The 22,650-nt window shown below is 41.2% G+C and carries 23 protein-coding genes; 17 read left to right on the forward strand and 6 right to left on the reverse strand.

Going from position 1 to position 22,650, the window contains the following annotated elements:
* Positions 1-71: 71 nt before the first annotated feature.
* The 6 genes from HMPREF2917_RS01680 to HMPREF2917_RS01710 all read left to right on the forward strand — a co-directional run bounded on the left by HMPREF2917_RS01680 (position 72) and on the right by HMPREF2917_RS01710 (position 3,484).
* A complete protein-coding gene (locus tag HMPREF2917_RS01680; RefSeq protein ID WP_070588801.1) occupies positions 72-353 on the forward strand; it encodes a PspC domain-containing protein in 282 nt (93 codons plus the stop codon).
* Between the two features lie 6 nt (positions 354-359).
* Positions 360-740: a hypothetical protein gene (locus HMPREF2917_RS01685; protein WP_229027496.1), complete on the forward strand. Its 381-nt coding sequence runs from the start codon at positions 360-362 to the stop codon at positions 738-740.
* Between the two features lie 172 nt (positions 741-912).
* On the forward strand, positions 913-1,845 hold the full coding sequence (gene hprK / locus HMPREF2917_RS01695) for an HPr(Ser) kinase/phosphatase (protein ID WP_003008114.1): 933 nt from the start codon (positions 913-915) through the stop codon (positions 1,843-1,845).
* Positions 1,842-2,624, forward strand: coding sequence for a prolipoprotein diacylglyceryl transferase (lgt, locus tag HMPREF2917_RS01700; protein WP_070588803.1), 783 nt, complete (start codon positions 1,842-1,844; stop codon positions 2,622-2,624). Before hprK ends, lgt begins: the two co-directional genes overlap by 4 nt.
* Positions 2,625-2,627: 3 nt before the next feature.
* A complete protein-coding gene (locus HMPREF2917_RS01705) occupies positions 2,628-3,011 on the forward strand; it encodes a DUF948 domain-containing protein (protein WP_031573975.1) in 384 nt (127 codons plus the stop codon).
* Between the two features lie 14 nt (positions 3,012-3,025).
* A complete protein-coding gene (locus HMPREF2917_RS01710) occupies positions 3,026-3,484 on the forward strand; it encodes a YtxH domain-containing protein (RefSeq protein ID WP_023918695.1) in 459 nt (152 codons plus the stop codon).
* A 488-nt stretch (positions 3,485-3,972) separates the two neighbouring features.
* Here HMPREF2917_RS01710 and HMPREF2917_RS01715 read toward each other — a convergent pair whose 3' ends face one another.
* A complete protein-coding gene (locus tag HMPREF2917_RS01715) occupies positions 3,973-4,266 on the reverse strand; it encodes a DUF3270 family protein (protein WP_045759686.1) in 294 nt (97 codons plus the stop codon).
* A gap of 129 nt (positions 4,267-4,395) precedes the next feature.
* Between HMPREF2917_RS01715 and HMPREF2917_RS01720 the strand changes: the two genes are divergently transcribed.
* Complete coding sequence (locus tag HMPREF2917_RS01720; RefSeq protein ID WP_070588804.1) at positions 4,396-5,325, forward strand: peptidase U32 family protein; 930 nt, start codon at positions 4,396-4,398, stop codon at positions 5,323-5,325.
* Positions 5,326-5,420: 95 nt separating this feature from the next.
* Complete coding sequence (locus HMPREF2917_RS01725; RefSeq protein WP_070588805.1) at positions 5,421-6,707, forward strand: peptidase U32 family protein; 1,287 nt, start codon at positions 5,421-5,423, stop codon at positions 6,705-6,707.
* A gap of 15 nt (positions 6,708-6,722) precedes the next feature.
* Here HMPREF2917_RS01725 and HMPREF2917_RS01730 read toward each other — a convergent pair whose 3' ends face one another.
* Positions 6,723-7,055, reverse strand: a complete 333-nt coding sequence (locus tag HMPREF2917_RS01730) for a hypothetical protein (RefSeq protein ID WP_070588806.1) — start codon at positions 7,053-7,055, stop codon at positions 6,723-6,725.
* 90 nt (positions 7,056-7,145) lie between these two features.
* On the opposite strand from HMPREF2917_RS01730, the gene HMPREF2917_RS01735 reads away from it, so the two are divergent.
* The 3 genes from HMPREF2917_RS01735 (at position 7,146) to HMPREF2917_RS01745 (ending at position 9,405) form a co-directional block, all read left to right on the forward strand.
* Positions 7,146-7,358 carry a YdbC family protein gene (locus HMPREF2917_RS01735; RefSeq protein ID WP_003002541.1) on the forward strand — a complete coding sequence of 71 codons (213 nt, stop codon included), beginning with the start codon at positions 7,146-7,148 and terminating at the stop codon, positions 7,356-7,358.
* 160 nt (positions 7,359-7,518) lie between these two features.
* Positions 7,519-8,661, forward strand: a complete 1,143-nt coding sequence (locus HMPREF2917_RS01740) for a 5-methyltetrahydropteroyltriglutamate--homocysteine S-methyltransferase (protein WP_070588807.1) — start codon at positions 7,519-7,521, stop codon at positions 8,659-8,661.
* Positions 8,662-8,673: 12 nt separating this feature from the next.
* Positions 8,674-9,405, forward strand: a complete 732-nt coding sequence (locus HMPREF2917_RS01745) for a cyclase family protein (protein ID WP_003015569.1) — start codon at positions 8,674-8,676, stop codon at positions 9,403-9,405.
* A 43-nt stretch (positions 9,406-9,448) separates the two neighbouring features.
* Here the strand turns inward: HMPREF2917_RS01745 and gorA are convergent, their stop codons facing one another.
* A complete protein-coding gene (gene gorA / locus HMPREF2917_RS01750; protein ID WP_070588808.1) occupies positions 9,449-10,798 on the reverse strand; it encodes a glutathione-disulfide reductase in 1,350 nt (449 codons plus the stop codon).
* Positions 10,799-10,977: 179 nt separating this feature from the next.
* Between gorA and HMPREF2917_RS01755 the strand changes: the two genes are divergently transcribed.
* The 4 genes from HMPREF2917_RS01755 (at position 10,978) to lysS (ending at position 15,901) form a co-directional block, all read left to right on the forward strand.
* Positions 10,978-12,135, forward strand: coding sequence for an efflux RND transporter periplasmic adaptor subunit (locus tag HMPREF2917_RS01755; protein WP_070588809.1), 1,158 nt, complete (start codon positions 10,978-10,980; stop codon positions 12,133-12,135).
* On the forward strand, positions 12,119-12,814 hold the full coding sequence (locus HMPREF2917_RS01760; protein WP_049472448.1) for an ABC transporter ATP-binding protein: 696 nt from the start codon (positions 12,119-12,121) through the stop codon (positions 12,812-12,814). The genes HMPREF2917_RS01755 and HMPREF2917_RS01760 overlap by 17 nt, the downstream gene beginning before the upstream one ends.
* The gene (locus HMPREF2917_RS01765; RefSeq protein ID WP_070588810.1) at positions 12,814-14,151 is read left to right on the forward strand and encodes an ABC transporter permease; all 1,338 of its coding nucleotides are present in this window, start codon (positions 12,814-12,816) and stop codon (positions 14,149-14,151) included. The genes HMPREF2917_RS01760 and HMPREF2917_RS01765 overlap by 1 nt, the downstream gene beginning before the upstream one ends.
* A 259-nt stretch (positions 14,152-14,410) precedes the next feature.
* Positions 14,411-15,901, forward strand: a complete 1,491-nt coding sequence (lysS, locus tag HMPREF2917_RS01770) for a lysine--tRNA ligase (RefSeq protein WP_070588811.1) — start codon at positions 14,411-14,413, stop codon at positions 15,899-15,901.
* 36 nt (positions 15,902-15,937) lie between these two features.
* Here lysS and HMPREF2917_RS01775 read toward each other — a convergent pair whose 3' ends face one another.
* The 3 genes from HMPREF2917_RS01775 to HMPREF2917_RS01785 form a co-directional block, all read right to left on the reverse strand.
* On the reverse strand, positions 15,938-16,561 hold the full coding sequence (locus tag HMPREF2917_RS01775) for a histidine phosphatase family protein (RefSeq protein WP_070588812.1): 624 nt from the start codon (positions 16,559-16,561) through the stop codon (positions 15,938-15,940).
* 22 nt (positions 16,562-16,583) lie between these two features.
* The gene (locus HMPREF2917_RS01780; protein WP_070588813.1) at positions 16,584-17,057 is read right to left on the reverse strand and encodes an aminoacyl-tRNA deacylase; all 474 of its coding nucleotides are present in this window, start codon (positions 17,055-17,057) and stop codon (positions 16,584-16,586) included.
* Between the two features lie 140 nt (positions 17,058-17,197).
* A complete protein-coding gene (locus HMPREF2917_RS01785; RefSeq protein WP_049497418.1) occupies positions 17,198-18,073 on the reverse strand; it encodes a GH25 family lysozyme in 876 nt (291 codons plus the stop codon).
* A 248-nt stretch (positions 18,074-18,321) separates the two neighbouring features.
* Between HMPREF2917_RS01785 and ftsW the strand changes: the two genes are divergently transcribed.
* Together ftsW and ppc are read left to right on the forward strand one after the other, a co-directional pair.
* Positions 18,322-19,563, forward strand: coding sequence for a cell division peptidoglycan polymerase FtsW (gene ftsW, locus HMPREF2917_RS01790; protein ID WP_045759674.1), 1,242 nt, complete (start codon positions 18,322-18,324; stop codon positions 19,561-19,563).
* Positions 19,564-19,601: 38 nt separating this feature from the next.
* Positions 19,602-22,427 (forward strand): phosphoenolpyruvate carboxylase, encoded by a 2,826-nt coding sequence (ppc, locus tag HMPREF2917_RS01795; RefSeq protein WP_070589704.1) that lies wholly within the window; start codon positions 19,602-19,604, stop codon positions 22,425-22,427.
* Positions 22,428-22,650 lie beyond the last annotated feature (223 nt).

Here is a 22,650-nt window from a genome sequence, read left to right on the forward strand (position 1 = left end):
TCGGTCTTTAGGCGGATCTCTTTCCAGTTCGACTCTGCTAAAATAGGTCTAACTAGAAAGAGGAAAATCAAATGACATCATCATTTTACAAATTAAAACGACATCGCCTGGTTTCAGGTGTGCTAGCTGGCTTAGCTGATAAATTTGGTCTTAGTGTAACTCTCCTACGCTTCTTGTTTATTCTTTTCACGGTTTCTCATGCCTTTATCGGTGTGATTATCTATTTACTGTTAGATACGACCTTACCTTATAAGGACGAGGAGGAGCAGGAAATATTTGACAATGGCCCTCGACCTCGTCGAAGAAAAGAGGCCGAACCCATCCATGATCAGAATGATAGTCCATTTTTCTAAAAGGAGATGCGAGTGAAGCAGAAGTTCTATTCCCTTGCTTTTATTCTATATATCTTCTTTAGTTTTATAGGACAGTTTTTCATTTTAAATCGTGTTTTTGGAGAAGGAGTTGGAACAGTTTTGATCGGAATGGCCCTTTTTCCACTGGGTATTTGGAATAGTCTCTTCTACCTCTTGTTTCTGCCAACAGAAATGGCTAGAAAGCCACAAATTTATCGGTTTTCGATTTTATTTCTGCCGGTTTTGTATCTGGTTTTCTCCTTGTTGGGGGGAGGACCTGCCGTCTTTATGCTCGGATTGATCGCATTCCCTTCAAATGCGGTGGTCTATGCGGTCTCTACCGGAATCAAATCCATGATTACAGATTACTTGCATGGTGAAGGCTAGAGCATTTTTCATATGTTCCCATCATTTCCTAGAGGTTGGAGACCTTTGTCTTGACCTCTTTTTGCTTGCCTTAAAAAGGAGTTGAAAATGGATCTTTCAAATGACACTTCAGGCTCTCGTCTGAAGAGAAAATCTGCTATAATAGAGAGAGAATTTGAAAAGGGAGAATGATATGGCAGTTACTGTTCGCGATATACAGGAAAAGCTTCGTCTATCGGTTGTTTATGGGGATGATAGCCTCTTAAGCAAGGAAATTACGACTGCGGACATTTCACGTCCAGGTCTTGAAATGACGGGCTATTTCGACTATTACACACCTGAGCGGATTCAGCTTGTAGGAATGAAAGAATGGTCCTACCTGGTGAAGATGAGCTCTCACAACCGACATCAGGTCTTGCGCAAGATGTTCCAGCCAGAGACACCTGTCATCATTGTCGCGCGGAATTTAGAAATTCCAGAAGAAATGTTGCGTGCTGCGGAAGAAAAGCAACTAGCCATTTTGAAGAGCAATGTTGCGACGAGTCGTTTATCTGGAGAGCTTTCTAGCTATTTGGATAGTCGGCTAGCAGAACGCACGAGTGTACACGGTGTCTTGATGGATATTTATGGGATGGGTGTCTTGATCCAAGGAGATAGCGGAATCGGAAAAAGCGAGACAGGTCTGGAACTTGTCAAACGGGGTCACCGCCTCGTAGCAGATGACCGAGTCGATATCTATGCGAGAGACGAGATGACCCTTTGGGGAGAGCCAGCTGAAATCCTACGCCACTTACTAGAGATCCGTGGTGTCGGGATTATCGATGTCATGAGTCTCTACGGAGCCAGTGCTGTGAAGGATTCTTCACAAGTCCAAATCGCCGTTTACTTGGAAAATTATGCTAAGGATCAGGTTTATGATCGTCTTGGTAATAATGCAGAAGAATTGGAAATCGGTGGCGTGACCATTCCTCGGATTCGCATCCCTGTGAAGACTGGTCGGAACATTTCGGTCGTGATCGAAGCCGCAGCGATGAATGTTCGGGCCAAAGAAATGGGCTATGATGCCACCAAAACCTTTGAAGAACGTTTGTCCCAGTTGATTAGTCAAAATGAGGTGAAGGAATGAATCCAGTAGCCCTTCAATTAGGTCCGATCAGTATTCGTTGGTATGCAATTTGTATTGTCTCTGGCTTGATACTAGCCGTTTATCTTTCCATGAAAGAAGCGCCCCGTAAAAAAATTGATCCAGATGATATCATTGATTTCATTTTGATCGCCTTTCCGCTTGCGATTGTGGGTGCCAGACTCTATTACGTTATTTTCGAATGGGGCTATTATAGCCAGCATCTTGGTGAGATTTTCGCCATCTGGAACGGAGGAATCGCGATTTATGGTGGCCTCTTGACAGGTGCCCTTGTCCTCTATCTATTCTCTCGTAGACGCTTGATTGAGCCAATTGATTTTTTAGATATTGCGGCCCCAAGCGTCATGATTGCACAGAGTATTGGTCGCTGGGGAAACTTCTTTAACCAGGAAGCTTATGGAGCTGCTGTCAAAAGTCTCAACTACCTCCCCTCTTTTATTCGAGACCAAATGTATATAGATGGCAGTTACCGTCAGCCAACGTTCTTATATGAATCCAGTTGGAATCTTCTAGGTTTTCTCTTGATCTTGATTCTTCGGAGGAAGCCACAATTTTTGCGACAAGGTGAGATCACAGCCTTTTACCTTATCTGGTATGGTTTTGGTCGGACGATCATCGAAGGAATGCGGACAGATAGCCTGATGTTTGCGGGCTTACGTGTTTCCCAGTGGTTGTCGATGATCCTGATTCTAGTTGGACTCGCCATCATCATCTACCAACGTAGCAAAAAAGCCCCTTATTATGTAGAAGCAAAGGAGTAATATATGTTTATTGAAATTGCCTACGGCCTCTTAGGCCTTGCCTTAGTAGCGCTTGTCATTTATATGATTTTTTTCCTCTCAAAGATTGGAAAAGTTGTAGATGAGACGCAAAAAACCATCCAAGTTTTGACATCAGATGTCAATGTCACCTTGCATCAGACCAATGATCTATTGGCAAAAGTCAATGTTTTAACGGATGATTTGAATCAAAAAGTTGCAACGATTGATCCACTCTTTACAGCCGTGGCGGATCTTTCAGAGTCTGTTTCAGATTTGAATGATCAAGCCCGTCAATTAGGTTCCAAAGCTGTATCAGCTGGTGGAAAAACAGTGAAAGCCTCTATCGGGTTAAAAGCGATTAAGATGGCTTCAAAATTATTTAAATAGAATCGAGGAAGAATATGGGACGTTTATCTAGTTTATTAATTGGTGTGATTTCAGGTGCTTCAGCAGCCTACTATTTATCAACTGAGCAAGGAAAGAAAGTCACTAAAAAAGTGGTGCGCTTCGTAAAAGATTATCAAGAAGATCCTCAAGAAGTACATGAATCGGTAAAACAAACTGCTAAGGATGTTTCAAAACAGGCAGCAGAAGTGATCCAACAAACCAAAGAAAAAGTTGGTTCTGGAGAAATTACGACAGGAACTGTTTTGGAGTCTGTCAAAGAAAAGACGCAAGATGTGGTTGAAAAATCTCAAGAAGTCTATCACTCATTTAAGGATAAACTTCAAAAAGAAAATCTAAGTGGCAATGACTTGGTTCAATCCATTCGCAAACAAACAGAATCAGAAGACATCGTTTTAGAATTGGATGAAAAAGATTCTGAAGAAGCAGCTGAAGAAGAAACAAAAGAAGTATAAAAAATGAGGCTCACAGAGCCTCATTTCAGATTGAAGACAAAATCATCTTAGAAACTTTCCTTAAGTGAGTACGGACGTCAGCGAACTTCAAAGAAGTTCCATGACTTAGTTTTGAACCTAAAGTTTCAAAACTCCCGAGTGCCTGAAACAAATATGTTTCGGGCACTTTTCTCACGGCGAAAAGTTTCGATAGATGATTGAATAACTTTAACTCATAAAAAGTATTTATTCTTATAGAATTCCTAGGAAGTCTTTGAATTATCAAACACCATACCAAGTTTTTCTGAGTTACATGAAAAGTCTAACTTAATTTGACAACTTAGGGATTTATAATTGAAGAACTGTTTGTCTACGTTCTCAAACCCGGATCAGTGGGCCTTGTTTTTTTTTGGAAGGTAAGATGGCAATTGGCAGTTAAGTTTTGTCTTCCAATTGTTATTCCAATTAAAAAAATTCGAGTAAATAAAAAAATCAGGCGAACCTAATTTTTATTTTTTTCGTTTATTGTAGTAAATTCGGAACCCTTGAATACTAGCAAAGCTAGAACCAATCGCTAAAGCAAACGCAAAGAAAGTATTCATTTTTGTTGCTAAAAAGACAAAACTAAATACAACCGTCAACACACAGAAAATAGCGATATTTAAAAAATATAGCAATTCACTTAATTGAGGTGCGGGTTCAACTTCAGGAGCATAGTCCTGAATAGGGGTTTCTTGGGTTTGTTTGGTTAATTCGATATAATCGAATTCTTCATTATAGTGTCTTAAATTTCTTACGGGCATTTTCTCTCTCCTAACAGTACTCTATTATTCTATCATGAATTCAGGTATATAAATGTTACAAAAATGTTACAAATTTTACAAAATGAATAAATTTTTCTAGAATATCGGAATTTTTGTTATAATGGTTCTATGAAAAATATTATTATTACAGCAACAGCAGAGAGTGTTGAGCAAGCGCAAGCCCTGATTGATGCAGGGGTTGACCGAATCTATGTCGGTGAAAAAGACTACGGATTACGATTGCCTCAAACTTTAAGCTATGACGAAATAAATCGAATTGCCCAACTGGTCCATGCTGCTGGTATAGAATTGACAGTAGCTGTAAATGCACTCATGCACCAATCGATGATGGATTCAATCAAGCCTTTCCTAGATTTTCTAAAGGAAATTCAGGCTGATTATATTACTGTCGGAGATGCGGGCGTTTTTTATGTCTTGAAACGAGATGGCTATCCATTCAAAACCATCTACGATGCATCAACCATGGTTACTTCTAGTCGCCAGATCAATTTCTGGGGAAAACAAGCAGGAGCTTCTGAGGCTGTTTTGGCTCGTGAGATTCCATCTGCCGAATTATTCGTAATGGCTGAGAATCTTCAGATTCCAGCAGAAGTCTTGGTCTATGGTGCTAGCATTATCCACCATTCGAAACGACCTCTTCTTCAGAATTATTACAACTTTATCAAGACAGAAGAATCTGTGACCAAAGATCGCGATCTGTTCTTAGCAGAACCAGGAGATCCCAATTCCCATTATTCAGTCTATGAAGACAAACATGGAACCCATATCTTTTCAAATAATGACTTGAATATGATGACCAAATTATCCGAGTTGGTAGAACATGGCTTTGATCATTGGAAACTCGATGGTGTCTACTGTCCGGGTGAAAACTTTGTCAAGATTACAGAGTACTTTGTAAAGGCCCGTGATTTGATTCAAAAAGGAACATTTACACAGGACCAAGCCTATCTGTTTGATGAAGAAATTCGCAAATTGCATCCAGCTAATCGTGGTTTGGATACTGGTTTCTATGATTATGAACCAGATCGTGTAAAATAATAAAAAAACTAGGGCTTCTTCGTTTGAGAGTTTTCCTTTTTCAGGGAACGAAGAGGCTATTCATCATATCGACAATCTTGTAAATTGGAGAAAACATGACAAATACAAAAAAACGTCCAGAGGTTTTGGTACCTGCTGGAACATTAGAAAAATTAAAAGTTGCCGTTAATTATGGGGCAGACGCTGTGTTCGTTGGTGGACAAGCCTATGGTTTGCGTAGCCGTGCCGGAAACTTCACCATGGATGAGCTTCGTGAAGGTATCGAATATGCTCATGCCCGTGGAGTGGATGTGCACGTGGCTTCGAACATGGTAACTCATGAGGGAAATGAACAAGGGGCTGGTGAGTGGTTCCGTGAATTACGAGATATGGGACTTGACGCCGTGATCGTCTCAGACCCGGCCTTGATTGAGATCTGTGCAACCTATGCACCTGGCCTCAATATCCACTTGTCTACGCAAGCTTCTGCAACCAATGTGGAGACCTTCCATTTCTGGAAAGAATATGGTTTGACCCGTGTCGTCTTGGCCCGTGAGGTATCCATGGAAGAGTTAGCAGAGATCCGTAAGCGTACTGATCTTGAGATCGAAGCTTTCGTTCATGGAGCTATGTGTATTTCCTATTCCGGACGTTGTACCCTTTCTAACCACATGTCTGACCGGGATGCCAACCGTGGTGGTTGTTCTCAATCTTGTCGTTGGAAATACGACCTTTACGACATGCCATTTGGCCAAGAACGCAAGAGTATCAAAGGGCAAGTCCCAGAAGAATACTCTATGTCAGCCGTGGACATGTGTATGATCGAAAATATTCCAGATATGATTGATAATGGGGTTGATAGCTTGAAGATTGAAGGCCGGATGAAATCTGTCCATTATGTTTCAACAGTGGCCAACTGTTACAAGGCGGCTTGTGATGCCTATATGGAAAGTCCAGAAGCCTTTTATACCATCAAGGATGATTTGATCAATGAATTGTGGAAAGTCGCTCAACGTGAATTAGCAACTGGATTCTACTACCAAACACCGACTGAAAATGAACAATTGTTTGGGGCACGTCGTAAGATTCCTCAATACAAATTTGTAGGAGAAGTGGTAGACTTTGATCCATCTACCATGACTGCGACGATTCGCCAACGGAATGTCATCAATGAAGGTGACCAAGTGGAATTCTACGGACCAGGCTTCCGTCATTTTGAATGCCAGATCCAAGACTTGCATGATAAGGATGGAGTGAAGATTGATCGCGCACCAAATCCGATGGAACTTCTCACGATCACTGTCCCACAAGAAGTCAAGCCAGGAGATATGATTCGTTCTTGCCAGGAAGGTTTAATCAATCTCTACTCAAAAGATGGGGCAAGTAAAACCGTTCGAGTGTAACAAAAAAAGAGAGGGTTAAACCTCTCCTTTTTGTTGGGCGATGCGAATGTTATTGGGGACCAAACTGATTTTCTGGATTTCAGAAATCCGAATAATCGTGGACATACTCTTTTTAAAATTTTTCACGATCAGTTGTCGGCGTTCTTGGTCATACTTGACAATATCGCCTGTAAAACTCTTGTTTGAAAAAATAACATGTACCCCTTGTTTTTTTCGCAATGCTTGTTGAATGATGTCAATAATTCTCTCATCTTCTAATGGGGCAGGGGTATTGACTTTTCCATTGAAAAATTCATTTGCTCGGTCTTTAACGATCTCGAGAAATTTTTTCATAGCTAAATTCTCCATAACTTGATACAATATATTATAGATAATTTCAACGATTTTGTAAATGATTTACGAATATTAGAGATGAGAAGGCGAGAAAGGAGTCGTGAAATGGCAGAATTTTCATTCCAAATCGAAGAACATTTACTGGTCTTGTCAGAAAATGACAAGGGTTGGACCAAAGAATTGAACCGTGTGAGTTTTAATGGTGCTCCTGCTAAGTATGATATCCGGACCTGGAGTCCCGACCATACAAAGATGGGAAAAGGCATTACACTCACGAACGAAGAGTTCCAAGTCATGCTCGATGCATTTAAAAATTAAGAAAAGGGGTCCTTCAAGGACTTCTTTTTTGTTATAGTCTAAGGCTATATAGATATCAAAGATATTAGATTATCCCAAACCCTTGTTTATCAAGTATTGGACTGCTATAATGGTTGCATTGATGAATTAATGTAAAACTTATAGGAAAGAGGGATTCATATTGACACATGCACATGCACCTTATCGCGTTGACCATGTTGGTTCATTTCTTCGTCCAGCTACTTTGGTTCAGGCTCGTGAAGATTTCGCAGCTGGAGAAATCAGTCAGGCTGACTTAACAAAAGTAGAAGATCAGGCGATTCGTGACCTCGTTGAAAAAGAAATTGCTGCTGGTCTGAAGTCAGTAACAGATGGAGAATTCCGCCGAGCTTATTGGCATTTGGATTTCTTCTGGGGCTTTGGTGGCATTGATCATGTCCAAGCTGCCCAAGGCTATCAATTCCATGATGAAACGACCAAGGCTGACTCGGCACTTGTAGTTGGAAAAATTACAGGAGCCAATCATCCATTTGTAGAGCATTACAAGTTCTTACGTGATCTTGTAGCAGATGTAGATGGTGTAGAACCTAAATATACCATTCCAGCGCCTGCGCAATTCTATTTTGAATTGATCCGTGATGCAGAACATGTAGAACAATTGAATACCATCTATCCTGATTTTGCGGCTGTTCGTGAAGACATCAAGCAAGCCTATCTTCAAGTGATTCAAGATTTGTATGATGCAGGTCTTCGAACTCTTCAAGTAGATGATTGTACTTGGGGTGTCTTGGTAGATGATAATTTCTTGACGGCTTGGGGAGCAGCTCAAGGCAAGTCAAAAGATGAGGTTCGCCGAGAACTCGCTGATCTCTTCTTGACCTTTAACAACGATGTCTACCAAAATGTTCCAGCTGGTTTGACCGTCAATACGCACGTTTGTCGTGGGAACTTCCATTCTACTTGGGCTTCATCAGGTGGCTATGCGCCGATTGCAAAAGAACTCCTTGGAGAAGAAGCCGTCAATGCTTACTTCCTAGAGTTTGATACTGATCGGGCTGGTGGTTTTGAACCACTTGCGGAAGTAACCCCTGGAAAAGGAGTGGTATTAGGCCTCTTGACATCTAAGAGTGGTCAACTGGAGAACAAGTACGAAGTGATTGCTCGTATTAAAGAAGCGAGTCAGTATGTACCGTTGGAAAATCTATACCTATCTACTCAGTGTGGCTTTGCTTCGACAGAAGAAGGAAACATTTTGACAGAAGAAGACCAATGGAAAAAAATCGGTTTGATTAAGGAAATTGTCGCTGAAGTTTGGGGCGAATAAGGAGGAAGAAACATGTCAGATTTACTAAGTATTTATAAAGAATTGCAAGCTAAAAAATGGGTGGACTTGAGCCACCAAATCAATGCGGAAAGTCCACACTTCCCAGCCCTTCCTGCCTTGCAGCAAGAAGATCTTTTCACATTAAAAGATGGTTTCCATGTTCAAAAATTTACAGTGGTTGGTCAATACGGAACGCATATTGATGCGCCGATTCACTTTGTAGAAGGGGGTCGTTGGTTGGATGAGATTGACCTCAAAGATCTCCTCTTGCCACTCTATGTTATCGACAAGTCTAAAGAAGTTGCAGCCAATCCAAACTTTATCTTGAGCAAACAAGATATCTTAGACTTTGAGGCAGAGCATGGACAAATTGCTGAGGGTGCTTTTGTTGCCTTCCGAAGTGATTGGTCAAAACGTTGGCCAGATCAAGATGCTATGCGCAATCTTGATGAAAATGGGGTTCAACAAAGTCCAGGATGGAGCCGTGAAGCCTTGGAATTCTTGATTCATGAACGCCATGTTAAGGCTGTGGGTCATGAAACCTTCGATACAGATGCAGGTATTCCAGCAGCAGAGCATGGCTTGGTCAATGAATACTACCTCTTGGAACAAAATATCTACCAAGTTGAAGTCTTGAACCAATTGGACCAAGTTCCAGCTGTAGGTGCTTTGATTTCGATTGCTTTCCCTCACTGGGACAAGGCAACTGGTTCACCTGTCCGTGCCATTGCCATCTTACCATAAACAAAGAAATAAGCTTGAAGTGTAACAACTTCAAGCTTATGTTTTATCTCATTGTCACGAATTCTTCGGATCCTGTTGGGTGAATGGCGACAGTTGCATCGAAATCGGCTTTTGTCGCTCCCATCTTGATAGCAACTGCAAATCCTTGGATCATTTCATCGACTCCGTAGCCAAGACCATGAAGGCCAACGACCCTTTCCTCGGGACCAGCAGTGATGAGTTTGAATTTTGCTTGCTGGCGGTGTTGGGTTACAGCAGTGTACATGGAAGCAAATTGAGAAGTATAGACTTTGATATTCTCTTTACCATAAGTTTGCTGGGCTTCTTCCTCCGTTAGGCCAACGGTTCCGATAGCCGGGTGAGAAAAGACAACAGTCGGGATGTTTGTATAATCCATTTTGGCATTGACTTTTCCATTGAATAGTCGTTCAGAAAGAGTGCGTCCAGCTTTTATAGCGACAGGAGTTAATTCTTTTTCTCCTGTGACATCCCCAAGAGCATAGATTCCTGGAATAACTGTATTCTGGTATTCATCCACTGCAATGAATCCTTTTTCATTTAAGGTGACGCCTGCAGCTTCTAGATTGAGATCCTGGACATTTGGTTTTCGTCCTGTTGCCCAGATAACATGATCTGCCACGTGGCTGGTCATATCTTCAAAATAAATCTTCACACGACCATCTTCTAATTTTTCAAGCTTCATGGGAACCTTGTGTTTGTGAAGTGGAAGGTTTTGTTTTTCCATTTCTTCCATTAAGCCATCGACAATATAGGAATCAAAACTACGTAAAACCCGATCTTTTCGGATGAAGAGGTCTGTTTGAACGCCTAAATGGTGGAGCACGCCGGCTAGTTCCACCGCGATGTAGCCTGCCCCAATAATGGCAACAGATGTAGGGAGTTCTTCCCAAGCAAAGACATCATCAGAAGTTTCGCCGAATTCTGCTCCAGGAACAGAAGGAATATGAGGATGGGCTCCAGTCGCAATCACGATATGCTTGGCCTGGATCGTTTCTCCATTGACCTCAATCGTATGAGCATCCACAAAACGAGCACGACCTTCAATCAATTCGACTCCATTGCGTTTAAAACTACCATCATAAGAATTCCGAGAACGATCTATATAGGCTTCGCGATTCTTTCTTAAGGTTGCAAAATCAAATTTGGTCTGTTCAGAAGTAAATCCATAGTCTGGTCCATAATCGCGAATAGCTTCTGCGATTTGTGCACCATACCACATAATCTTTTTAGGCACACATCCTCTGTTGACACAGGTGCCCCCCAATTGTTTTTCTTCGATGACAGCAGCGCGTGCTCCGTGCTCTCCAGCCCGGTTCATCGTAGCGATTCCTCCACTACCTCCACCGATTGAAATAATATCAAATTCTTTCATGTTTTCCTCCTAAATGAGATTTCAGTTTGATTGTAATATCAATTGTTACAAAAGTCAAGGGTTTAGCATGTTCCCAAGCATTTAAATTTCATTTTGCTGTGTCAATTTTAGATAGAAAAGTAAGGAAATATGGTATACTATGGTATAGAATTAAACGCTTTCTTTGATGGAGAAAAACGATGAAGAAATTGAAAAAATGGCAACTATTTACAGCCGCAGGTGCGGCAATTGCGGTGATTGGAACAGGAAGTGTGATGGTGTTTTCACATCCAAGTACTCCTGATCAAGCAATCACGAAAGAAACTCCAATGGTACAAACGGTCAAGGATGGCTCGATCGCTTCTTCTGTCTTGTTAACTGGGAAGGTCACTGCCAACCAGGAGCAGTATGTCTATTTTGATGGAACCAAAGGTGATTTGCAGTCGATTTTGGTCAATGTAGGAGATCAAGTGACGGCCGGTCAGCCAATCGTTCAATATAGCAGTACGGAGGCCCAAACAGCCTACGATGCAGCCGTTCGTGCTGTCAATAAGGCAGATCGTCAGTTAAACGACTTACTGACAAATGGTGTGACCATTGATACGACAGGCGATGAAGAAGCAGATGCCAAATCAGCTTCGCAGACCCAACGTACAGTCGATTCTCAAGCTAGCGATTTACGAGATGCTAAGTCGGATGCGGTCGATAATATGAACAAGGCTAAGGCTCTTCTGGATGCGACAACAGTTAGGAGTAATACAGATGGTACCGTGGTCGAAGTCAATAAAGATGTCTCAAAATCGACTACAGGGACCAACCAAACTCTGGTTCACATTGTGAGCAACGGGAATTTACAAGTTAAAGGGGAATTGTCTGAATACAATTTGGCCAATATCTCTGAGGGTCAGGAAGTGGTCCTCACTTCCAAGGTTTATCCGGATAAAACCTGGACAGGAAAGATTTCTTATGTAGCCAACTATCCGACCGACGCGGGTCAAGCAGGTGCCAATGCAGCAGGTGGAACACAAGGAAGCGGTGGAGCCAAGTACCCATTTACAGTGGATATTACCAGTGAGATTGGGGAACTCAAACAAGGCTTTTCTGTCAATATTGAAGTCAAAAGTTCTACTCAACATCCCCTTGTTCCCGTGACAAGTATCATGGCTGATGGGGATACGAGCTATGTATGGACGGTCGAAAATGGCAAGGCTAAGAAAGTAAAAGTGACGCTTGGTAACGCCGATGCTGAAAATCAGGAAATCTTGTCAGGCTTGAAGAAAGATGCTCAAGTTATTGTGAATCCTAATGAGAAACTGGAAGATGGAAAAGAGATCGGAAAATATGACAAAATTGATTGAACTAAAAGGAATCAATAAAACCTATAAAAATGGGGATCAGGAACTTCGTGTCTTAAAAGACATCGATTTAGAAGTCGAAGAGGGAGAATTTGTGGCCATTATGGGTCCATCTGGCTCAGGAAAATCGACCTTGATGAACGTCATTGGCTTGTTGGATCGCCCGACCAGTGGAGAGTATTTTCTAGAAGGTCAGGAGGTTGGAAATCTCAGTGAGAAAAAATTAGCACGTGTTCGTAATGAACAGATCGGTTTTGTCTTTCAACAATTCTTTCTTCTCTCTAAGCTCAATGCCTTTCAAAATGTAGAACTGCCTCTCATTTATGCAGGAGTTCATCCTGCTAAACGGAAGGAATTAGCTGAGCAGTACCTTGAAAAGGTAGAGCTCCATTCTCGCATGCACCATTTGCCTTCAGAGCTCTCAGGGGGTCAAAAACAGCGGGTGGCGATTGCTCGAGCCCTTGTCAATCAGCCAGCCATCGTCTTAGCAGATGAGCCGACTGGAGCCCTAGATACCAAGACGGGGGAGCAAATAATGGACTTGTTAACCAAGCTAAACCAAGAAGGAAAAACCATTATCATGGTTACGCACGAGCCAGAAATTGCAGCCTTTGCGCATCGTCGCATCGTCATTCGTGATGGAGTGATTTCCTCGGATAGCAAGCTGGAAGGGAGGACCTAATGCAAAATTGGAAATTTGCGATCAACTCGATTATGAGTCATAAATTACGGTCTTTCTTGACCATGGTAGGGATCATTATTGGGGTTGCTTCTGTCGTTGTCATCATGGCTCTGGGAGATGGTATGAAAGCTGGTGTCACCAAGACTTTTACCAAGGACCAAGAGTATGTACAAATCTCTTATTCTCCCAACAAGAGTGGCTATGTGACAGGAATCAATATTGGCCCTTCTGAAGATACAGGAGAAGGCGGAGGCGAAAGTGGCCCTGCGGCTGAAGACCGAGGGATGGCTGCTCCATCGGATATCGATGGGGAAAACGCTGAAGATGTTGATGGTCAAGTCCAAGAAGCACCACCAGTTGTGCAAGAATCTTGGGTTAAGGAATTAACCAAGATTCAAGGCATCGATGGTTACTATGTTAGCAATACCTCCAATGCAACCATTGCTTTTCAAAAGAAAAAAGCAGAAGGGGTAAACATCCAAGGGGTAAATGAAACCTATTTTTCTGTCAAAAAGGTTGAGCTCTTATCTGGACGAAAATTAACCCCTTCAGACTATAGTAATTTCTCCCGGGTGGTGCTCCTTGATGAAGGATTGGCCCAACAATTATTTGGAACGGAGAATCCACTGAATCAGGTGGTCTCTGTTGGGGATAACAATTATCGCGTCGTTGGTATTTTCAAGGATCCAAATGCAGGAACAGCTCTTTACGGAGCTTCCTCAGGTGGAAGTGCCTTGATGGCCAATACCCAACTCGCCTCTGAATTCGGAACGGATGAAATTCAAAATATTGTCGTCCATGTGCCGGATGTGAAGCAAATTAAAACCGTTGGGATTGAAGCTGCTCAAAAGTTAACAGAACTTTCAGGTGTTCGCCAAGGAGAATTTCAAATCTTTAATTTGGATAGCATCCTAGAGGAAACCAATAAAGTAGTAGGAATTATGACGTCAGTCATCGGAGCGATTGCAGGAATCTCCCTTCTCGTTGGTGGGATTGGAGTCATGAATATCATGTTGGTTTCTGTCACCGAGCGGACGAGAGAAATTGGTCTTCGCAAAGCATTGGGAGCAACCCGAGGTAAGATTTTGGTTCAATTTTTGATTGAGTCGATGGTCTTAACCATCATTGGTGGGCTGATTGGCCTTGGCCTTGCTTATGGTGTGAATAGCTTGATTACTACACTCGCAGCAGCCTCCCTAGAAGGACCACCGATTATTTCCTTAAATGTCGCCATCGGCAGTATTATTTTCTCTGCTTTTGTAGGCATCATCTTTGGAATTTTACCAGCGAATAAGGCTTCTAAGTTAAATCCGATCGAAGCACTGCGTTATGAATAAAAAAATAGGAGCGAGTCAGGATGAATGGTTTAAGATTCTCCACGCTCCTTTTTGATGCTGTTTTGGAATAGCTTGTCGAAACCTTGTCTTATACAGGTCAAACTATTTGGACAGTCAACGACGGTCTTCCGATGTTTTTGAGTATTCATTCAAGAAGCTGCATTTTTTCTTCCATCTTATTTTTGTTTAATTGGTAAATATTAGTGAATTTCTGGCCTAAATATGATAGAATAGGGGAGAATAACTTAGGAGGTTCCAAATGACTACTGAACATATGGAAGAATTGAATGACCAGCAGATTGTCCGTCGTGAGAAAATGGCGGCCCTTCGTGAACAAGGAATCGATCCATTTGGGAAACGATTCGAACGCACTGCAAATTCAGGTCAATTAAAAGAAAAATATTCAGAATTAGATAAAGAACAACTCCACGAATTGAACGAAACAGCAATTATTGCCGGTCGTCTCGTAACCAAACGTGGAAAAGGAAAGGTTGGCTTTGCCCATCTTCAAGACCGTGAAGGTCAAATTCAGATCTACGTTCGTAAGGACGCTGTTGGAGAAGAAAACTACGAAATCTTCAAAAAAGCAGACCTTGGTGATTTCCTTGGTGTTGAAGGGGAAATCATGCGCACAGACATGGGTGAACTTTCGATTAAAGCAACTCATATCACTCACTTGTCAAAAGCCCTTCGTCCTTTGCCTGAAAAATTCCACGGACTTTCAGACGTTGAAACCATCTATCGTAAACGTTATTTGGATTTGATTTCAAACCGTGAAAGCTTCGAACGCTTTGTAACCCGTTCAAAAATCATCTCTGAAATCCGTCGTTATTTAGATGGTCAAGGATTCCTTGAAGTGGAAACACCAGTGCTTCACAATGAAGCTGGGGGTGCGGCTGCCAAACCATTTATCACTCATCACAATGCACAAAACATTGACATGGTGCTTCGTATCGCGACTGAGCTCCACTTGAAACGTTTGATTGTTGGTGGGATGGAACGCGTTTATGAAATCGGACGGATCTTCCGTAACGAAGGAATGGATGCTACTCACAACCCTGAATTTACTTCGATCGAAGTCTACCAAGCTTACGCTGACTTCCACGATATCATGGACTTAACAGAAGGCATTATCCAACATGCTGCGAAAGCGGTCCATGGTGATGGTCCAATTGACTATCAAGGAACAGAAATCAAAATCAACGAACCATTCAAACGGGTTCACATGGTTGATGCGATCAAAGAAATCACAGGTGTTGACTTCTGGCAAGACATGACCTTTGAAGAAGCTGTAGCACTGGCAAACGAAAAACATGTACCGGTTGAAAAACACTACACAGAAGTGGGACAAATTATCAATGCCTTCTTCGAAGAATTTGTTGAAGAAACTTTGACACAACCAACATTTGTTTACGGTCACCCAGTAGCAGTATCTCCATTGGCTAAGAAAAATCCAGAAGATCCACGCTTCACTGACCGTTTCGAACTCTTCATCATGACCAAAGAGTATGCCAATGCCTTCACGGAATTGAATGATCCAATCGATCAATTGCAACGGTTTGAAGCGCAAGCGCGTGCCAAAGAGTTGGGAGATGACGAAGCTACAGGCATCGACTATGACTATGTTGAAGCCCTTGAATATGGTATGCCACCAACAGGTGGACTTGGAATTGGTATTGACCGTCTCGTTATGTTGTTGACCAATGTAACAACAATTCGTGATGTCCTTCTCTTCCCAACTATGAAATAAGCTAAAAGAAAACACTGATCGCAAGATCAGTGTTTTTTAGTCTTCCATATAAGAGGTGTCGTTCCAAGTATCTAAGTGATAATGCTCAAAATCATCTGTTGTCAGAATCGTCACGCTGGCATTATCTAGTCCGCCATTTTTGCGGAGTTCTCCTGTTTCATAACCAAGCAAGGTTCGAATAGAAGCTGTCAAATTAGCCCCATGTCCAACGATGAGAACAGTATCGAGCTCTTTTCCTTTCAGGCTTTTTATAAAATCACAGGTACGTTTGGTCGTTTCATAGACAGATTCTGCATCAAAGATTTCATTTTGAAAGCGAGCTAGGTAATGGCGAAAGGCATCCATTTGTTGGGGATAGATAGCTGAAATGGTAGAAATTTTAGCTCCTTCTAATTTTCCCAAATTCCATTCACGAAGAGCAGGCGTTGCTTGCAATTCTAGAGGTGTCTCCAATTGATCGAGAATGATCTGTGCGGTATGGACTGTTCGTGGCAGATCACTTGCAAAGGCTGCATCAAAAGGAACAGTAGCTAGGTGCTTTCCTAATTTTTCAAGCTGATGAATAGAGGCTGGTAACAGCGGAGAATCGCCATTTGATCCCTGAAAACGTCCCTCTTCATTCCATTCTGTCCGTCCGTGTCGAATAAAATATAGTTTCACAATCTTGTCTCCTTCTCTGTCTTTATTCCAAAATATCTGCAAAAGTTGCTTTTACGAAATCTGCTAGAAGTTGTGGTTTGATTTGAATACTATGGCCGATTTCCCCAGCAGATACGATCATGGTCTCTAACTGAAGGGCTGATTCATCGATAAAGATTGGGAAAGGATGCTTTTGACGAATGCCCACGGGATTATTGGCACCATGAATATAACCTGTTGTTTTTTCGAGATCCTTTTGAGGAATCATTGCCACTTTCTTATTTCCCGATAATTTGGCCAATTTTTTTTCTGAAAGATGCTCCGTGATCGGAATGATCCCAATCACAGGACCCGTTTTATCACCTTTGAGAGCTAGGGTTTTGAAAATAGTAGAGCGATCAATCCCTTCTGGTAAGATCCCTTCTAAAGCGTTGATTTGTAAGCCTACGTGCTCAATTTTTGCTTTAGTCAAGATCTGCTCGACTAAGGTCTTTTTTACTTTATTTTTTTTTGCCATGGCTTTCTCCTTTTCTCTTTTTCTCTACAAAACCAGATTTCATTAGACCATTATAACATATAATAGCAGCAATATTCTCTTCTCCTTAAAAATAGAAAACAGCAGAAAAAGTGAAGATCACTTGATCTGCTGTTTTAAGGCTATGAGGAAGAGTTATCTTTTTGTACCTTGAAAAGTTTCCGATAAATCGCTTCTTGGTCTTGCGTCGGAGCAATTTGGTTGAGATCCAAGTAGTGTGAGAATCCATTTAATTGCCCTTGAGAGGTATATTGATGCAAGTCGTATTCCGTGTTGGTATCTGGCGCGGCATTATAGTAGCCATCATCAAATCCATAAGTAGGAATCCAAAGAGCCGTAAATTTATCAGTGGAGATACTATGTTCTTCCATGAAGTAAGTTCCGATATAGAGTCCAATATTTTTTGCACCCAAAGCTTGTAGTTTTGCTCGGAAAGCTTCAACACCTGCGTTCATATCCTTCATGGTTTTTTCCTCAACGTCTAACCAATAGTAGGTCGGTTTGTAAGGAGAAGCAGCCTTGTAAAATTCCTCTGCTTCTTTTTCCATTTCTTTTTTATCCTTAGCAGCGACATAAGCATAGACTGCGACAGGGATATTTCGTTTTTGGAATTCTTGGATATGGGTTTTAAAAGATTTATCCAGGCCATTTAAGTAGGTTGCCGCATTTTCCTTTTTAGCTTGAGCCCCACTATGGACACGAACGATCACACCTCCCACATTTTGGGAGAGGACATCGTAATCAATTTCACTAGGCAATTGCCAGCCTGAGATATCTATGATCGGGCGGCCAACCAGTTCTGGATTGATGTCTTCTTCTTTTTTTGAAGAAGAGCTTGCAGTAGTTGTTTTTCGAGGTGTATTGGAGTTCGGAATGGTTTTGGTTGTTTCTTGTCGCTCTCTGGCTTGCAGATCGGCAATCGTTCGTGAAAGAACGAGAAAAGAAATGATACCGATAAAAAAGACCAAGAGAACAACGGGTTTTATCCTTTTTCTCATACAGAAACATTTTACCGTAAAAAAAACGAAAAGGCAAAACTTAATGCTTAAAAGATGCTGATTTCAGCCATTATTTTCAAAAAAAAGGAATCTTTTCATCGAAAAAGGATAAAAATATATGAAAATAAGAAGAATGATTAGAATATTTCTTGAAAATAGGGAAGAAGCCGAATCTTTTCTGGCCTTTCCTTGGTTTTGCTTCTTAAAAATGATATAATGAAGGTTGAACATTAGGAATATGGTGAATTATGAAAATTGAAAAAAGACATCTTTTAAATTATTCCATCCTCATTCCCTATTTGATTTTATCCATCATTGGCTTGATTGTTGTCTATTCGACAACAAGTGCCTTGGCAATTCAAAGTGGAGTGAGTTCGATTCGGATGGTACGGACACAGGGACTCTTTTTTATCCTTAGTCTCCTAACCATCGCCCTGATTTATAAATTTAGCTTAGATTTCCTTCGAAATAAAAAAGTACTGGCTGTTGTCATTTTTGCTGAAGTGATTTTGTTGATTTTGTCTAGGTTTATCACAGATACGGTCAATGGAGCTCACGGTTGGTTGACAATTCCTGGAGGGTTCAGTATCCAGCCAGCGGAGTACCTCAAGGTGATCTTAGTCTGGTATCTAGCCTTGATCTTTTCTAAACGACAAGACGAGATACGCGATTATGATTATCAAGCCTTGACCCACAATGAATGGATTCCAAGGAATTTAAACGATTGGCGTTGGCTGACCTTGATTCTGATTGGAATCGTTGTGATTATGCCGGACTTGGGAAATGCAACGATCTTGGCCTTGACGGTCTTGATTATGATTACGGCTAGTGGAGTGGGCTACCGTTGGTTTACCTCTTTACTTGGTTTAGTTGTTGGAGCATCCACCATTGTCCTTGGTTCAATATGGATCATCGGTGTGGATCGTGTCGCTAAAATTCCTGTCTTTGGTTATGTGGCCAAACGTTTTAGTGCCTTCTTTAACCCCTTTAATGACTTGTCTGGCGCAGGTCACCAATTAGCTAATTCCTACTATGCCATGAGTAACGGTGGTTGGTTTGGCTTGGGGCTAGGAAATTCCATTGAAAAACAAGGTTACTTACCAGAAGCGCACACAGACTTTGTGTTTGCAATTGTGATTGAAGAATTAGGTTTTGTTGGAGCTAGCTTGATCCTTGCTCTCTTATTCTTCTTAATTCTTCGGATCATTTTAGTCGGTATTCGAGCAAAGAATCCTTTTAATTCGATGATGGCCATTGGGATTGGTGGGATGATCTTAGTGCAAACCTTCATTAACATCGGAGGAATTTCTGGTTTGATTCCGTCTACAGGAGTGACCTTCCCCTTCTTATCCCAAGGGGGAAATAGTTTATGGGTCTTATCCGTAGCGATTGCTTTCGTTTTGAATATCGACGCTAGTGAAAAACGGGCCAAGATGGAACAAGAAGGCATGGTTTTTGAAGAAAAAGGTAAAATCAAACCTTATTATTAAAAGGGAATTGTTAAATGGCTATTCAAAAAGGAGAAAAAATGGTCTTACAAAAATTAGAGAACTTCACAAATAAAGATATTATCAAAGAAGAAGCCGAAATTTTAACCAATTTATTAGATGATATTACGAAAAATTTGGTTCGTCCGGAAACCTTTGATAAAATTAGGCAGTTGAAGGATCTATCAAAAACACAGAACTATCGTGAGTTGAATCAAATAGTGGAACAATTGACAAATGAAGAAATGACAGTGATTTCGCGTTATTTTGCCATTTTACCACTCTTGATTAACATCTCAGAAGATGTCGATTTGGCCTATGAAATCAATCATTTGAATAACGTGGATGGTGAATACCTCGGAAAACTTTCTTCAACCATTAAAGAAGTTGCGAAAAATGAAGATGCACAAGAAATTCTTGAAAATCTCAATATTGTACCTGTTTTAACAGCCCATCCAACTCAAGTGCAACGAAAAACCATGCTGGATTTAACCAATCATATTCATGCTCTTCTTCGTCAGCACCGGGATGTTAAAGCTGGTTTAATGAATGAGAATAAGTGGTATAACAATCTTCGTTGTAATATCGAAATCATGATGCAAACGGATATGATTCGTGACAAAAAATTGAAGGTTACCAATGAGATCACCAACGTCATGGAATATTACAATAGCTCTTTCTTACAAGCTGTTCCAAACCTGATGTTGGAATACAAACGCTTGGCAAAAGAGCATGGATTAGAGCTTGAACAACCACGTCCGATCACAATGGGCATGTGGATCGGGGGAGACCGGGACGGGAATCCGTTTGTAACAGCTGAGACCTTGAAGCGTTCAGCAACTATTCAAAGCGAAGTCATTTTGAACTATTACATCGAAAAAATTTCTAAATTATACCGTCATTTCTCCCTTTCAACGAGTCTTTCTAAAACAAGTGAAGCAGTAGCTGAAATGGCAACCCTATCCAGTGATACATCTGTCTTTCGTGAAAAAGAACCTTACCGTCGAGCTTTCCACTATATCCAATCAAAATTGATCCAAACCTTGGTCAATTTAAAAGAATGGACGATGGTGGGAGAAACCAGAGAAGATCGTTATGCTGTCGAGAGGTTATTAGGAGCAAATGCTCATCAACAAGGGCCAGTTTCTGATTATATCGGCAATCGTATCTCTGGAGCTTTAAAGAAAATTTCTGAGAAAGAAGCTCCAGCTTATGCCTCTGCTCAAGAATTTAAAGAAGACCTTGAAAAGATCAAAGATTCCTTGTTAGAAAACAAATCAGAGTATTTGATTTCTGGTGAATTTGCAGAACTTCTAGAAGCCATCGATGTTTTTGGATTCTATCTGGCCTCTATTGATATGCGTCAGGATTCGAGTGTGCATGAAGCCTGTGTGGCAGAATTGCTGAAATCAGCTGGAATTAATGACCATTATTCTGATTTATCAGAGGATGAAAAGTGTCAAGTTCTCTTGAAAGAACTTTTAGAAGACCCACGTATTTTATCAGCAACCCATGCTGAAAAATCTGAACTGCTTGAAAAAGAATTAGCGATTTTTCAAACGGCCCGTGAATTGAAGGATCGTTTAGGAGAAGAAGTCATTCGTCAAAACATCATTTCTCATGCAACCAGTGTGTCAGATATGTTGGAATTGGCTGTGATGTTGAAAGAGGTGGGCTTAGTCGATACGGAAAAAGCTCGCGTTCAAATCGTACCGTTGTTTGAAACGATCGAAGACTTGGATCACTCAGAAGAAACCATGAGAAGTTACTTGTCTCTTCCGATTGCCAAACGTTGGATTGCTTCTAAGAACAACTACCAAGAGATTATGTTAGGATACTCTGATTCCAACAAAGATGGTGGATACTTGTCTTCTTGTTGGACCCTCTTTAAAGCCCAACAACAATTGACCGCTATCGGAGATGAGTTTGGAGTGAAGATTACCTTCTTCCATGGTCGTGGTGGTACTGTTGGCCGTGGTGGAGGTCCTACTTATGAAGCCATCACGTCTCAACCGTTGAAATCCATTAATGACCGTATCCGCTTAACTGAGCAAGGGGAAGTGATCGGCAATAAATATGGAAATAAAGATGCTGCCTACTACAACCTTGAAATGCTCGTTTCTGCAACCATTAACCGAATGATTGCCGAACAAAAGAGTCCATTTTCTATGTTTGATCGTTTCGGGGAAGTCATGGATAAAGTCGTGAATCGCAGTTACGATATCTATCGTGATTTGGTCTTTGGAAATGAGCACTTCTATGATTACTTCTTTGAATCAAGTCCGATCAAAGCAATTTCAAGTTTTAATATTGGTTCACGTCCAGCTGCTCGTAAGACCATTACAGAAATCGGTGGTTTGCGTGCTATCCCATGGGTCTTCTCTTGGTCACAAAGTCGGGTAATGTTCCCTGGTTGGTATGGAGTAGGTTCTAGCTTTAAGGAATTTATCGATGAGGATCCTGAGAATATCGAAACCCTTCGATACATGTATAAAAACTGGCCTTTCTTCCAATCTCTCTTGTCAAATGTGGACATGGTCTTATCCAAAGCCAATATGGACATTGCTTTTGAGTACGCCCAATTGTGTGAGGAAGAAGAAGTTCGCAATATCTATCAGATCATCTTACATGAATGGCAATTGACCAAGGACATCATCTTGATGATTGAGGAACAAGACGAGTTGCTAGCTGAAAATCCTTATTTGAAAGAAAGTTTGGACTATCGGATGCCATACTTTAACGTCTTGAACTATATTCAGTTAGAATTGATTCGACGTCAACGGACCGGCCAATTACCAGCCGATCAAGACAAGCTGATCCATATTACGATCAATGGAGTGGCTACAGGATTACGAAATTCAGGTTAAAAAAATCGGAACGTCTGTTCCGATTTTTTTATTCACTGTACCCAAAGGAGCAAAAGGTACGTAATGGCTTAAATAGAAGATTTAAAATGAGAATTTTCAAAGCTAGATCAGGATCTTTCAGCAAGCTGATAAAATAAAAGAAAAGAAGAGGAATAATTAAGAAAATATAGGTAAAAGGCTTGCAATTTTATCTAAAATTCGATAGAATAGTAAGGAAAGTTAG

It is taken from the genome of Streptococcus sp. HMSC061E03 (assembly GCF_001813505.1).
Classification (GTDB): Bacteria; Bacillota; Bacilli; order Lactobacillales; family Streptococcaceae; genus Streptococcus.

Coding starts and splice junctions, on each gene's coding strand:
- HMPREF2917_RS01680 (WP_070588801.1), top strand. CDS start 72: ATGACATCATCATTTTACAAATTAAAACGACATCGCCTGGTTTCAGGT.
- HMPREF2917_RS01685 (WP_229027496.1), top strand. CDS start 360: ATGCGAGTGAAGCAGAAGTTCTATTCCCTTGCTTTTATTCTATATATC.
- hprK (WP_003008114.1), top strand. CDS start 913: ATGGCAGTTACTGTTCGCGATATACAGGAAAAGCTTCGTCTATCGGTT.
- lgt (WP_070588803.1), top strand. CDS start 1,842: ATGAATCCAGTAGCCCTTCAATTAGGTCCGATCAGTATTCGTTGGTAT.
- HMPREF2917_RS01705 (WP_031573975.1), top strand. CDS start 2,628: ATGTTTATTGAAATTGCCTACGGCCTCTTAGGCCTTGCCTTAGTAGCG.
- HMPREF2917_RS01710 (WP_023918695.1), top strand. CDS start 3,026: ATGGGACGTTTATCTAGTTTATTAATTGGTGTGATTTCAGGTGCTTCA.
- HMPREF2917_RS01715 (WP_045759686.1), bottom strand. CDS start 4,266: ATGCCCGTAAGAAATTTAAGACACTATAATGAAGAATTCGATTATATC.
- HMPREF2917_RS01720 (WP_070588804.1), top strand. CDS start 4,396: ATGAAAAATATTATTATTACAGCAACAGCAGAGAGTGTTGAGCAAGCG.
- HMPREF2917_RS01725 (WP_070588805.1), top strand. CDS start 5,421: ATGACAAATACAAAAAAACGTCCAGAGGTTTTGGTACCTGCTGGAACA.
- HMPREF2917_RS01730 (WP_070588806.1), bottom strand. CDS start 7,055: ATGGAGAATTTAGCTATGAAAAAATTTCTCGAGATCGTTAAAGACCGA.
- HMPREF2917_RS01735 (WP_003002541.1), top strand. CDS start 7,146: ATGGCAGAATTTTCATTCCAAATCGAAGAACATTTACTGGTCTTGTCA.
- HMPREF2917_RS01745 (WP_003015569.1), top strand. CDS start 8,674: ATGTCAGATTTACTAAGTATTTATAAAGAATTGCAAGCTAAAAAATGG.
- gorA (WP_070588808.1), bottom strand. CDS start 10,798: ATGAAAGAATTTGATATTATTTCAATCGGTGGAGGTAGTGGAGGAATC.
- HMPREF2917_RS01755 (WP_070588809.1), top strand. CDS start 10,978: ATGAAGAAATTGAAAAAATGGCAACTATTTACAGCCGCAGGTGCGGCA.
- HMPREF2917_RS01760 (WP_049472448.1), top strand. CDS start 12,119: ATGACAAAATTGATTGAACTAAAAGGAATCAATAAAACCTATAAAAAT.
- HMPREF2917_RS01765 (WP_070588810.1), top strand. CDS start 12,814: ATGCAAAATTGGAAATTTGCGATCAACTCGATTATGAGTCATAAATTA.
- lysS (WP_070588811.1), top strand. CDS start 14,411: ATGACTACTGAACATATGGAAGAATTGAATGACCAGCAGATTGTCCGT.
- HMPREF2917_RS01780 (WP_070588813.1), bottom strand. CDS start 17,057: ATGGCAAAAAAAAATAAAGTAAAAAAGACCTTAGTCGAGCAGATCTTG.
- HMPREF2917_RS01785 (WP_049497418.1), bottom strand. CDS start 18,073: ATGAGAAAAAGGATAAAACCCGTTGTTCTCTTGGTCTTTTTTATCGGT.
- ftsW (WP_045759674.1), top strand. CDS start 18,322: ATGAAAATTGAAAAAAGACATCTTTTAAATTATTCCATCCTCATTCCC.
- ppc (WP_070589704.1), top strand. CDS start 19,602: ATGGTCTTACAAAAATTAGAGAACTTCACAAATAAAGATATTATCAAA.